This window comes from Streptococcus tangpeifui, assembly GCF_011038795.1.
GTDB classification, from domain to species: Bacteria; Bacillota; Bacilli; order Lactobacillales; family Streptococcaceae; genus Streptococcus; species Streptococcus tangpeifui.
This window is the reverse complement of record NZ_JAAKDU010000003.1, coordinates 244,682-258,047: the sequence shown is the minus strand read 5'-3', so window position 1 is coordinate 258,047 and position 13,366 is coordinate 244,682. Positions and strand designations below refer to the sequence as shown.

Here is a 13,366-nt window from a genome sequence, read left to right as displayed (position 1 = left end):
TTCTTGTTACAATAATAATCCTGTCAGTTATAAGCTTGCAAGTAATAGCAGTGACAGAAATTATAGAATAAGATTAGGAAGTGAACCATGAGCAAACTATCTACCAAACTCATCGCACAAAATACTATGATCGCAGCCATCTATCTAGTGCTGACCCTCATCAACCCTATCTCAAGTGGGATTTTCCAATTTCGCCTATCAACACTCTTGATGGCAGTTCCCTTTTTCTTTCCAAGGCTATCTTATGGTCTCGTGATCGGGGTCATGGTCAGTAACTTTTTTACAGGTTTCGGTCTGATTGATGTCTTGGGTGGCTTTGTCATCCAAACTCTATCTCTATTCGTCTATAATAAAATCTTCAAATCAGCCTACCTTAAGAGCTTTTTATACGCCCTAACAGCTGGTCTCGTCGTTTCAAGTGTCATTTTTTACGTAACCAAGATTCCATTTGAAAGCAAGGCTTTTGCCCTCAGCGTCTTTTCTGTAGGTGTTTCAAACTTCTTGATTGCCGTCATCGGTGTCTTTATCGTCGATAAATACCTCAAAACACCCCTAGAAAGATTCCTTATTTAAGTAGGGGCCAGTTACTATGGAAAATGTGTTTCCAATTTCTGTTATTATGGATAAACTCATGAGCGGGATTGCAGATTTGGTATAACTCATGGGGAGATATTAGTGGTTATCGGCCTTCCAAATAACACAAGATTTGTATAAAATTCTATCCGAGTTTGGATAGAATTTTTTGTAGCTATCATTTGGGCAATCATTCTACTCGTATTTTATTTTTAGGTTGAGCGTGTTACAATGACACTAGCATTAAAAAGAAGGAATTGAGTTATGGAGCCAGTCAATTTGTTGTTCACTGTCGATGATGCCTATGTCGAGCAGCTTAAAGTAACGCTCTATTCTGTTAAGCGAAATCTATCTGCTGCTGAGGTGCATGTTTATCTTCTGCAAAAAACACTCCTAAGAAAAAACGACCAGCTAGCTCGTTTTTGTCAAACGTTAGATTATCATTACCATCCTATTATTGTAGGGGATCAACCTTTCAAGGATGCCCCGACGACAGATCGCTATCCTGATACTATTTATTATCGCCTTCTGGCGCACGCGTTTTTACCGGAAGATATGAACAAGATTCTCTATCTGGATGCGGATATCCTCTGTCTCAATGATTTTAGAGAGTTTTACCAGCAAGAATTGGGGCTAAATCTCTATGCCGCAGCCAGTCATAATGCTGACAGTAAAGTTATGGATGTGATCAATCAGCTGCGCCTTCAGAATTATGAGATGGAGTCCTTTTATTTCAATACAGGTGTTCTCCTTATGAATCTTCCTATGATTCGTCAAACTGTAGAGCGTCAGGATATTTTAGAGTATATCGAAAAAAATCGGACCAAGCTGATTTTGCCTGATCAGGATGTCTTAAATGGCCTCTATGCAGACAGAGTACAAGCTGTTCCTGATGAGATTTACAATTACGATGCCAGATACAGTCGTTTGTACCAAGCACGCAGCAGTGGCAATTGGGATATTGACTGGGTCATTGAAAATACAGTCTTTTTGCACTTTGCTGGTCGAGACAAACCTTGGAAACCTAATTATACTACCCGCTATGCAGCTCTTTATAAATATATGGCTAAAAAAGCGCATGAGATTTAAAGTAGAGACGCTTAAAATCGACTCGAGTGTTGAAATGGAGGCAGACCAACGAAAGAACGGGAGAAGGCACAAGAAGGTTATTTCTGCGATCCGATTATGATGAAAGTATAGAAGATTAGTTGGGAAAAAGTTTTATTAATATTTAGTGCTATAACGGGAGAAAGATATGTACATCGAAAAACTTAAATACTTTATTGACCTATACGATTGTAGAAACTTTACTGAAACGGCGAGAAAAAACTATATTTCTCAAGCTACCATTAGTCAATACATTTCTAGCTTAGAGAAAGAGTTTGATACAGTATTTTTCGATCGTTCTAAAAATCCCATAAGACCTACAGAGTCAGGAAAAATATTTTATGATCATGCACAATTATTACTGAGGCAGTATGAAGAAACCCAAGAGGCTATTTGTCGTTCCCAAAGTCAACAAATTCCCAAAATTACTTTAGCTTATACATCTTTAAGTGATATAAAGTTACTGCTACCTCTTATTAGCTTTCTAAAGAATCAACCACAAGTTTTCAGTGTGGAGCTAGAAAAAGTTGACTGCAAGGATATTGAGAACTATCTTTTAAAAGGATTGGCTGATATGGCACTATCATTTTCAGAGGAGTTTATGAACGAGGACATATCAAAAATGATCGTTAAATCCGGGACTTACAGAGCTTTAGTTCCGAAAGGACACGATCTTTTTAAATATGATAGTATTGATGTCGAGAATTTATATAAGTATCCTTTGCTTATGCTAAGTGAAGAAAAAATGGGAAAGCCTTATCAAACAATGAGGGAACGTTCCTTGGAAGATGGCTTTTATCCAAATATAGCCAGAACTGTAGATGATTTTGAAGAAGGTTTCTTTTATATCCTCACTGAGCAGTTGATTGGATTTGCGATTGATGAGTATGCTCTTGATAATTTAAAAGGAATTATCAAGAGTATTCCCATAAATAGTAGTCAGCATACTTATGAACTTGTGCTAGCCTATAAGGATGACACTGAGAATGAAGCATTAGCCCAGTTTATAAGGCAGTTAAGCACTTACATATTATAAAAATTTATAGCTCATCACAAATCAGAATTGGCATTTTGGGAGCGTTTCACCTATAATAAGTTTATCTACTGAAAGTGAGGATATTCACATGGGCAAATTATTATTAACAGGCGTTGACGGAAATTTGGGTAGTCTTGCTGCGGATTATCTGCTTAGCCTAGCAGAAAAATCTAGCCTTATCTTTGGCGGCTATAGCAAGTCAGCTCTTGAAAAATATGAAAATCAAGGAGTTGAGACTCGCCAAATGAATTTCAACCACAAAGGTCTGGCTGAAAAATTTGAAGATGTAGCGGTTTTGGCCCTTATTTCTATGCCATTTGTTGGTGAAAAACGACAAGCCGCTCATAAAAATGTTGTAGATGCAGCTAAAGAAGCGGGGGTCAAGAAAATTATCTACACCTCTTTAGTCAATGCATCTGACCCAACCAATCCTAGTAAGGAAAAGATTGACCATGCTTTTACCGAAAAATATATAGAAGAATCTGGTCTCGATTATATTTTCTTACGGAACTCACAGTATGCTGAAGCCATGATTACAAACTATTTCACCTTTGTTCACGCAAATGCACCGCTTGCTAATAGCCAGGGCGATGGCAAGATGGCTTATATTTCTCGAAGGGATTGTGCAAAAGCAGTGGCTTACGCTTTGTTAGCAGATGATTTGCATAAATCTATACAAAATATTAATGGACCAGAGCTTTTGACTATGGCAGAGTTTGTGGCCATTGGTAATGACGTTACTGGCAATAATATTACTTATAAAGCAATTACCGACGATGAAAATTATGCTATCTTTGATGCTATGGGTGTCCCTCGTACAACCGATGGTGATTTTAAAGATAACTCTGAAGCCCCTTATTCATCGGAAGGTATGGTGACGTTTGCTCAAGCCATTCGTGAAGGTAAGATGGATCTTTGTACTGATGATTTTGAAAATCTTACGGGAGACAAGGCTTTGACTGTTCGGTATATGTTTGAACATGAAGCAGAATTCCAAGTTGGAGAGCGACACTCTCAAGATAATTAAATAATACAGCGACAACACCTCTTGCAAAATATAAAGACTTCCTAGCCGCTTCAAGCGTCTATGTTAGGTTTCCTATTTTGCTGTGTGTCGCACACTTTTGTCGCTTAATTAAAGGAGAAATATGATGACTAAAATTGTGGTTAATGGAGTTGACGGTAATTTTGGGGCTCAAGTTGCCAAAAATGTTTTAGAGTTATTGCCTAAGGAATCATTACTCTTTACAGCACCCAAAGAAGATGGATTAGAGTGGTGTAAGCGTGAAGGAGTTGCAACAGCTGTTGCCGATTTTACCTCTCAGGAAAATTTAGTTGAGGTCTTTGATAATGCTGATAAGGTATTGCTCGTATCGATGCCATTTGTTGGTGAAAAACGTCGTTTTGCTCATAAAAACGTGGTGGAAGCTTGTGTAAAAGCAAATGTTAAACAAATGATTTATACCTCAGTTCTTTCAGCAAGTCATCCCTTCAATCCAAGTATTGAAAATGTCGATCACAGCTATACAGAGGCATTGATTGAAAACTCACCATTAGATTATATTATATTGAGAAACTCTTTGTTCGCGGAAGCCTTTATTAGTGATTATCTACGAGCTGTAGAGACTGGTGAAGATACGATTTCAAAAAATATGGGAGATGGTCGTGTTTGGTTCATTTCAAGAAAAGATGCTGCACTTGCAGCTAGCTGTGCTTTGGCAAATGATTTATTACACCGAGAAATCTTGAATATCAATGGTCTGGAACCGGTGTCTTATCAACGCTTTTTAGATATTGCGAATCAGGCAACTCAAAATAATATTACTTATACAAAACTCACGGATGAAGAGCTTTATGCTTACTTTGACAGTATTGGTGTGCCTCGTGATACTGATGGTGATTTCAGTAAGAGTCCTATTCAGGCAACATCTGAAGGAATGGTCAGCTTTGGTACGACTGTTACTCAAGGGTTCTTAGATGTAGCAGCTAGTGATTTTGTTAAACTAACAGGAAGGCGGTCAATTACAGTTGCCCAAATGTTTGAAAGTCCAAAGGACTATCTCTTAGGCGATAGACATGTGGCGGAGTGAGGAGAAAGTGTAAAATAGTCAGAGAAGGTCACTTAGATCTTCTTTTTTATTGGAGTTATTCTCAATTGAATTTATAAATTGCTCTGTTCCACAACTATACGTGATATACAAATCAACAATTAAAAGCCCTTAAAATTGCTCGGTTTTAAGGACTTTTTGGATGTTTTGAAATAGCGATTGATTACTGTCTTACTCTATCAAGAAGTAATTTAATTTTGAGGTCGGTCTAAATTAGTACAATAAAAGTATCAATTCTTTAAATGGTTAATAGAGAGGCATCATTGCCCCCTACTCAGAATAGAAAATTGAAATTTAAGAATCGATTACTGATGTTTATTTTTCACCAAAATAGAAAGCAGAGAGTCAAAGGTGGGTTCTTTTAATAATTTGGCTTGTAGCTTTTCTGAAGTTATGAAATCTAAAAGTCGCTCATAGATGAATTCCATTTTTTCAGGTTCTTCTGCCTTTATGGCAAATAAGAAAACGAATTTTATTAGCTTACTATCCCAGGTAATCCCTTTTGGTGCAATTACAGGGAAAATGGTACTTGTTATGACAGCATCACCGAGTGGGTGTGGTAGGGCAACAGAGTCTGAAATGATGGTAGATGAGATACTTTCTCTTTCATAAATTTCAGTTAAAAAGTTCTCTTTGACATATCCTTGAGAGAGTAGTTCCGTATGTAAGTAACTTAGAACATCTTCCTTTGTCGATTTCTCATGTATAACATGGAAGTATTTAGCTGAAAGTAATCCTTCAGGAGTGTTGATTGAATGAACCACTAACTCGTTTATTTTATTACCAATTTGGGTCATTGAGGCATCTAAATCATTAATGTCGATAAAAACAATTTTAGAGCTATTTTCTCTAATAGGTATAGTAGACACAATTAGATCAAATCTATTGGATGACTTATCATAGGTTAAAAAAGTAGTGTAGGAGAGTTTTTCAATGCTAGAGAAGGTATTGGGAAATCTTCTTTTTATCTTAGCTTCAATGATTGAACTAAGGGTTTGTCCTGTTCCGCAAATAATAGCTAAAGATACTTGTTTGTGGTTTTCTGCGCTGTTACGTTCTATAGCATTTGCAAAGTGCAAAGCGATATATGAAATTTCATCTTCTGTAAAATGGATATTGTACCTTTTAACAATTTCTCTACTGCAGCCAATTGCTAAATCAAAGGCATAAGGGAAATTATTTTTGACAGTATTCAATAAAGGATTGTTTCGATTGCCCTTGATGGTTTGAATCTTAAGAAAAAGTTTTATATGTTCTAGCAGATTGTTTTCTAAGGTAAGATCATCAATCCAATTTGAATCAGTCAACTTTTGTAAAGTATTGTGGATGAGTTCAAGGATATTCTCAGCAAGCTCTTGATTTTCGTTGATTGCTGAATCATCGATGAGATGCGGAGAATTTTCAGCTATGCAAAAATTAATATAACTTCTTTCTATAGCTGATAGCTTTAAATCAAATTGCTTTTCAATGATTTTAATGAACTGGTTAATTACTGGTTTGAAATGTTGACTAAGTCTAATACTTTGCTCAAATTTAGATAGCGTATGCCCAGCTTTAACTCTACTGACAGTTAACAATAAGCTTGTAAAAATATTTCTTTGGAAGTAATCAGAATCAATAAATATTTCTTTAGAAAGTTGTTCCTCATAAATCTTATTAAATTGATCATAGTTGATATTGCTACAGACGTCTTTCTCGGCAGAAGTGGAAGCTGTGAGATATTCTGTAAAATTATTTTTGAAAATGAGATCTATGATGGCACTTCTAAAGTCTTGTTCTTGACCAAGTACTTTATATCCTAAATTACTTTTATTTTGAATTTTAAGATTATATCCAGTTAGGGATTGTCTTAAAGCGCGTAAATCACTGTAGAGTGTATTTTGGCTGACGAATAACACAGACTGAAGATAGTTGTGGCTGATAAATTCCTCAGAAGTTAAAAATAGGCGAATAAGAAAGGTTAGTCGGGCTTCAGAAGTCGTAAAAAGAAATGTTCCAGTATCTTGGTGAGACCAAAATTCATCAAAGGCCTTTTTATCAAAGTATTCTATGACATATCCTTTTTTCCTGATTAAAATGACATGCGCACCATGGTCTTTAATATAATCATTGATAGTATTGATGTCCGAACGGATGGTTCTGTCAGAAACACTACAGTATGAACTTAATTCATTAATGTGAACAGCCTCTTTTTTATTCAATAATAGATTCACGATATCATCAAGTCTTTGGTAGTCAAAAAAAGACATAAGAACCTCCTTATTCTTAGGCTATTTTTATTTTATCATAAAATCATTTTTGAAAATTTTGATGTTTTTCAAACAAAAAGTTGAAAAAAGTAAAAAATATTTTTTGCTTCTTGCGGAAATAAAGTGGAAAAAGGTGTTAGTGACGTCTCCGTATTTTGATGTTAAGATGTATCTGTAAAATGAAAGGAGGTCGAGTAATGGAATTTACAAAAGACAATATTTTATTAAATGTTAACGTTAAAGATAAGTTAGAACTGTTTCGTTATATTGCTCAGTATGCTGGGAAAAAGAATATTATTGATAATGAATCTGCATTAGTGGCAGCCTTTCTTGAAAGGGAAGAAGAGGTCTCGACGGGATTGCAAGATTCATTTGCCATACCACACGCAAAGTCGGATTTTATAAAAGTACCAACAGTTCTCTTTCTTAAGTTAAAGGAACCCATTGAATGGGAAACATTTGATGAGAAACCAGTATCAAATGTCTTTGTATTGCTGGTTCCTAGTAAAAACAGAGGCATATTGCATCTAGAAATGATTAGTAAAATTGCTACATCTCTTTTAGAAGAAGAATTCATTACCTCAGTCAAAAATTCATCAGATAAGGATGAATTAGAAAAACAAATCAAAAAAGCAATGGAAGGAGCTTATTAAAATGAAAATTGTAGGAATCACCTCTTGTCCAGCTGGGTTAGCTCATACACCAATGGCTGCTAAGGCATTGGAAAAAGCTGGTTCTAAATTAGGTTATAAAGTACGTATTGAGCAACAGGGTTCTATGGGACAAGTCAATAAGCTGACTGCTCAGGAAATTGCTGAAGCAGCGTTTGTTTTGTTAGCGACGGACCAAAAAATTGTAGATCAAGAACGTTTCGAAGGAAAAAAACAAATTCGAGTAAATATTGCAACATGTATTAAAGCACCAGAGGCTGTACTAACCAAATGTGTAGATGCAGTATTAAAAAAGTAATTAAGGTCGAATAAATAAAGGAGTGATTGGGATGAAAAAATTTCTTAACACGGCCAAAGGTCATTTAATGACAGGGATTAGTTATGCTCTCCCTATGATTATTGGAGCGTCATTAGTTGTAGCAATTCCTAAAATGATTGCTCTTGTAATGGGAATTACAAGCTTAGATCCCTATGCTGAAACGTCAGGATTCACGCATTATTTATATCAAATTGAACAGGTTGGTTGGGCTGGTATTGGCCTGATTAATACAGTTCTTGCGGGGTTTATTGCTTACTCAATTGCGGACAAAGCAGCCCTTGGAGCAGGTTTTATCGGTGGTGCGATTGCCTCAAAAACAAATGCCGGCTTCTTAGGAGCTATGATTGCAGGTTTTGTAGCCGGTTATGTTGTTGTCTGGTGTAAAAATCATATCAAAGTACCAGAAAAATATAATGGCATTTTACCTTTGATTGTTTTTCCGCTCTTTGGAACAATGTCCGTTGCTTTGGTTATGGGAGTTCTACTTGCAGATCCACTTGGCGCGATTAATACGGGACTTGTCGCATGGATTAAAGGCATGATTGAAAATGATGTCAATAAAGTTGTTCTGGCCCTTATTATGGGAGCTATGATTGGTTCTGATCTGGGTGGTCCAATCAACAAAGCATCTTGGATGGCTGGTAATGTTTTGCTAGCGGAAGGTATTTATCTTCCAGCAATTATCGTAAATGTTGCCATCTGTGCCGTCCCAATGGGGTATGCTTTTGCCTCACTTTTCCACAAAAATAAAATGAGTGATGAATTGTTGGATGCAAGTCGCAATAACTATGTGATGGGGTTCATTGGTATCACGGAAGGTGCCATCCCATTTACACTGGTAAACCCACTTAAGTTGGTTCCAGTTAATATGATTGGCGGTGCTCTTGCGTCAGCTATCGGTATTGCTCTTGGCATGTATGCTAAAATGCCTCCAGTTGGTGGTGTGTATGGTTTCTTTACAGTAGGCAATGGATGGGCTTATCTCATCGGTCTATTTGCTGGAGCAGCATTTATCGGATTGGTAGCCCCAATATTTGTCAACTTTAAAGAAAGTACTTCAACAGAAGACATTAGTGTTGATGATATCGAGATTAGTTTCGAGTAAATACGTATTATTAGCACATATCATAAGAGGTATGTGCTTTTTTAATAGGAAGGTTTAATCATGAAAAAAACTATACACATTGTTCCTCACTCTCATTGGGATAGAGAGTGGTATTTTACTACAAGTCGTTCAAAAATCTATTTGATGAATAATTTAAAGAAAGTTATTTCCTTATTAAAAGAAGAAAATGGTTATGATACTTATACTCTGGATGGGCAGGCTTCTTTATTGGATGATTATCTAGCTTGGTGTCCTGAAGATAGGGAAGTTATTAAAGAATTAGTCCAAGAAGGTAAGTTAATTATTGGTCCATGGTATACACAGACTGACCAAATGGTTATTTCAGGGGAAAGTATTGTCAGAAATATGCTCTATGGCATGAATATTTCCAAAGAGTTTGGTAATTACATGAATGTTGGCTATGTCCCAGATTCTTTTGGTCAATCAGCAGCAATGCCACAAATTTATAAAGAATTTGGTATTGAAGACACTCTGTTTTGGCGTGGTGTCAGTGATGATGATGTCAAGCAATCAGAGTTCAAGTGGCGTGGTGAAGACGGAACAACCGTTAATGCTTATCAAATTCAAGCAGGTTATTACATCGGTGGAGATATTCCAGAAGATGATAAGCGCTTAAAAGAATACCTACATAAAGAGCCCTATAGCAGAATTTGGGCAAGAAGTAGCACGGATCAGGTTGTTTTTCCAAACGGATTTGATCAAGCGCCGGCTAGGGAAAATCTCGTTGAATTAGTTGAGCGTATGAAGAAATTTTATGAAGGAGAATTTGAATTTAAAATTTCAACTTACACTGACTATATCCAAGCTATTAAAGAACAGCATCCTGAGTTAGAAGAAGCTGCTGGTGAGTTACTAAATGGCAAGTTGATGCGTATTCATAAGTCAATCTTTTCATCTCGCTCTGACTTAAAAAAATTGAATACTCAGGTACAAAACTACCTCGTAAACGTTCTTGAACCATTATTATCATTTTCTCAATCTTTAGGTTTTGAATATCCAGTAGAAGTAGTCAAAGAGATTTGGAAGTTGATGTTTGAAAATGCAGCTCATGATTCAATTGGTTCCTGTGTTTCCGATACTACAAATGAAGATGTCTATCTGAGATATAAGAAAGCGCGTGATTTAGCTGAAAATCTTGCAGAATTGAAGATGCGTGAAATTGTCATGAGGATCGATGCTGACCGAGATATTACGGCTACGGTGTTTAATCTATCAGGTAGAGAAAAATCGGGCGTTTTCGAGACAACATTCTATGTACCTCAGCATCATTTTGCTATTAAAGATGCTGAAGGAAATAGTTATGAGTACACGATTACTTCTTCCGAAGACCAAACGGACTACATCCTAGGGCAAGGAAATGTTCTAGATTCTACTAAAGAGACTTATAAACCATCAAAAGTCTTTAAGGTTAAAATTGCTATCAAGTTTGAGAATTTACCATCTTTTGGTTATAAGTCCTTCTATCTTGATTTGAATGCAGATACTCATCAGGAACAAGCAATTTCTCAATCAACAACTATTGAAAATCAGTATTATAGCATTACTTTGAATGCTGAAAATACAGTTAATATTTTAGATAAAATATCTGGTAAACTTTACTGCAACCAGGCAGTTTTACAAGAAAATGGAGATGGTGGAGATTCATTTAACTATTCTCCACCACGTGAAGATTTAGTCATTAACTCTAATGAGTTTGTACCAGCTGCTTCAACAAAAGTTTCTAAGTTAATCAGTACAATGAGTTTAAGTTATGATTTCAAGGTTCCAAGAAATCTTGAAGAGCGTGCAAAAGGTCTTAAAACAACAGATCTGCCAGTCAAATTGGATATTACTCTAAAAGATAAGTCACCAATTATCGAGTTTAACTTTGAGGTAGATAATCGTTTTGTAGATAGTCATCGCATGTGCGTGTTATTCAATAGTGAAATTGCTTCTAAATTCTCTAAAGCAGACCACCAATTCGGTGCTATCAAACGTCCAGTAATTACTGATAACATGGCATTGTGGGAAAAAGAGCCGGAGAAATGGAATGAAGTTCCAATTGCGATTGAAACCTGTCAGTCATTTGTCACCTTAGATGATGATGAACGAGGTGTTGCTGTTATTCCTAAAGGTGTTCGTGAATACGAAATAGTAGGAGACAATTTTGATACCATTCGTTTAACACTATTTAGAACCTATGGTCACATGGGTCGAGAAAACTTGTTATATAGACCAGGACGTGCTTCAGGTGAAACAGTCATTGAAACACCAGATGCTCAGTGCCATAAGGTCATGAGTTATCAATTTTCTGCTATCTACTATCAAGGAGATATGAATAATTATCATTTGGCAAATGTGGTGAGTGATTATCTTAAAGGTGTTCAGATTTATCAATATTCAGATTATCTAAATACGCGTCTTCGTTTTACACAATTTGAAGTTGAAAAAACACTAGATGTTAAGAACGAGTTATTCAAGTTAAATTCAGATGGAATTCTCAGTGTTGTTAAAAAAGCAGAAGAGCGTTCAGGTTATATTTTACGTCTTTATAATGGACAATACGATGAAGAGGTTTCGCCAGAAATTACTTTTAACAAACAGCCTTCAGTTGCAGAACTTGTAAATCTGAAAGAAGAAACAAAAGAAAGTCTAGATCTTGTTAGTGATAAAGTTTTATTGGGGCATTTAGGGTATAATAAATTTGTGACATTGTATGTAGAGTTCTAATAGGAGATTTAAATAATTGACTAATATATTATTTTTAAATCCTCTCAACCTTATACTCTCTGGGGGAATTGAAACTAAATAACCACCAAATAGGCAGCTTGAAGTCGTAGAAACGACTCTTGGTTTTGGTAGCTTACTATTGCTTTGATTAGCTTGTGCTATAAAATCTTCAAAGATAGAGACAAAAAATAAATCCGCCCCCACTTTTGGCTAGTTGGACGGAATTATTCTGTAAAACAAGCTGCCATTTTTTAACAGTTCTACATTGGAGTTGGATCGCCGTCCAGCTCCTTTTCTGCTTTATTGTACTATACTCAGTATTTTTTCAAATAAGTGTATAATTTCGTCCTGACGAAAACGTTAGGCATTTCTTTATCTTTGGTTTAATTTTCTATATTCATTTGGTAGCATACCATACCTATCTTTAAATTTCTGATAGAGTTGATTTTGGTTAGAGAAGCCTGCTTTTTCAGCGATTTCAGAGATAGTATATGTGGAGTTGACAAGATAATTTTCTACCTCGGCTATTCGTTTAGTCATCTGTATTTCTTTAAAAGATTTACCGTATGAGTTTTTCAAAAGACTCGAGAGATACTTTTCGTGGTAACCATATAGCTTGGCAAGCTTTTTAAGATTAATCTCTTTATAATTATTTTCAATGTAATTGACGATATTAAAAATATTATTGGATAATGCATCTGAGAAATGAATTTCTGTTTGATTCTGATGTTCCCCAATATGCAGCAACTCAAGGAAAATTAGCGAAAAATAATACTGGATAGCTTGGTGCTTATAGTCTCTATCACTATAGTGTTCAAGGAGAAGGTCTTGAAATAGCCGTCTTATTTTGTTACTGTCCTTTGTTTTAAAAATAATATAGTTATTGTGGCTAGTATTTGAGTATAAAGTCTTACTAATAAAAGTAGACAATAAATTAGAAGTATCTACTGTTAGTAATGATTTAAGATAACTATTTTTCATCACTATATTAATAATAATATCATCATAATTTGGTTTCTTTTTTTCACGTATAACCTGTGTATCAAAGAAACAAATGTCTCCAGCCTCCAGTGTTACCTCCTTATTATTTATAACATAGGTGCATTTGCCAGAGTAGATGAAATTAAGATTAATGTTGGAATAAATATGAGGGGGCATGGGGGTGAAACGAGAATCTTTACGAATATGGAGAGGTGATACTCTTAACTTGTAATCGTTAATCTCAAAAATTTCTTTTCCATTCAATATTCGCTGGGGAGTACTGCCATTGTTATAACGCTTGGAAAGGCTATTAGGATTGGAAAGATAGTAATTTTCATTTTCTGTATAGGCAAATAAATGCTTTTCCAAAGAGTTTATATCTTGTTCAAAATTCATACCCCTATATTATCTTACTTTTTGATAGTAATCAACTATCTTTTTGACATTGTACACAAGTGCGTGCTTATCTATAATAAAAGTATAAAAA

At 35.6% G+C, this 13,366-nt stretch carries 11 protein-coding genes; 9 read left to right on the top strand and 2 right to left on the bottom strand.

The features are described 5' to 3' along the window. Positions 1-87 precede the first annotated feature (87 nt). From G7Y32_RS04375 to G7Y32_RS04355, 5 genes are all read left to right on the top strand, one after another. Positions 88-573 (top strand): QueT transporter family protein, encoded by a 486-nt coding sequence (locus tag G7Y32_RS04375; RefSeq protein ID WP_165211137.1) that lies wholly within the window; start codon positions 88-90, stop codon positions 571-573. Positions 574-837: 264 nt separating this feature from the next. After that, positions 838-1,662, top strand: a complete 825-nt coding sequence (locus G7Y32_RS04370) for a glycosyltransferase family 8 protein (RefSeq protein WP_165211135.1) — start codon at positions 838-840, stop codon at positions 1,660-1,662. A gap of 166 nt (positions 1,663-1,828) precedes the next feature. Further along, entirely contained in the window at positions 1,829-2,716 is an 888-nt protein-coding gene (locus tag G7Y32_RS04365; RefSeq protein ID WP_165211133.1) for a LysR family transcriptional regulator, read from the top strand. A gap of 88 nt (positions 2,717-2,804) precedes the next feature. Beyond that, on the top strand, positions 2,805-3,743 hold the full coding sequence (locus G7Y32_RS04360) for an NmrA family NAD(P)-binding protein (RefSeq protein ID WP_165211130.1): 939 nt from the start codon (positions 2,805-2,807) through the stop codon (positions 3,741-3,743). A gap of 121 nt (positions 3,744-3,864) precedes the next feature. After that, positions 3,865-4,806 (top strand): NAD(P)H-binding protein, encoded by a 942-nt coding sequence (locus G7Y32_RS04355; RefSeq protein WP_241154202.1) that lies wholly within the window; start codon positions 3,865-3,867, stop codon positions 4,804-4,806. A gap of 323 nt (positions 4,807-5,129) precedes the next feature. On the opposite strand, the gene G7Y32_RS04350 is transcribed toward G7Y32_RS04355, so the two are convergent. Continuing rightward, the gene (locus G7Y32_RS04350) at positions 5,130-7,073 is read right to left on the bottom strand and encodes a BglG family transcription antiterminator (RefSeq protein ID WP_165211127.1); all 1,944 of its coding nucleotides are present in this window, start codon (positions 7,071-7,073) and stop codon (positions 5,130-5,132) included. Between the two features lie 197 nt (positions 7,074-7,270). On the opposite strand from G7Y32_RS04350, the gene G7Y32_RS04345 reads away from it, so the two are divergent. The 4 genes from G7Y32_RS04345 to mngB are packed head-to-tail and all read left to right on the top strand — an operon-like array spanning position 7,271 to position 11,898. Continuing rightward, positions 7,271-7,726, top strand: a complete 456-nt coding sequence (locus G7Y32_RS04345) for a PTS sugar transporter subunit IIA (RefSeq protein WP_165211124.1) — start codon at positions 7,271-7,273, stop codon at positions 7,724-7,726. Position 7,727: 1 nt separating this feature from the next. Then, positions 7,728-8,042 carry a PTS fructose transporter subunit IIB gene (locus tag G7Y32_RS04340; protein WP_165211121.1) on the top strand — a complete coding sequence of 105 codons (315 nt, stop codon included), beginning with the start codon at positions 7,728-7,730 and terminating at the stop codon, positions 8,040-8,042. A 31-nt stretch (positions 8,043-8,073) separates the two neighbouring features. Beyond that, a complete protein-coding gene (locus tag G7Y32_RS04335; RefSeq protein ID WP_165211118.1) occupies positions 8,074-9,168 on the top strand; it encodes a PTS fructose transporter subunit IIC in 1,095 nt (364 codons plus the stop codon). A 60-nt stretch (positions 9,169-9,228) separates the two neighbouring features. Beyond that, positions 9,229-11,898 (top strand): mannosylglycerate hydrolase, encoded by a 2,670-nt coding sequence (gene mngB, locus G7Y32_RS04330; protein WP_165211115.1) that lies wholly within the window; start codon positions 9,229-9,231, stop codon positions 11,896-11,898. Positions 11,899-12,270: 372 nt separating this feature from the next. On the opposite strand, the gene G7Y32_RS04325 is transcribed toward mngB, so the two are convergent. After that, positions 12,271-13,275, bottom strand: coding sequence for an AraC family transcriptional regulator (locus tag G7Y32_RS04325; protein WP_165211112.1), 1,005 nt, complete (start codon positions 13,273-13,275; stop codon positions 12,271-12,273). Positions 13,276-13,366 lie beyond the last annotated feature (91 nt).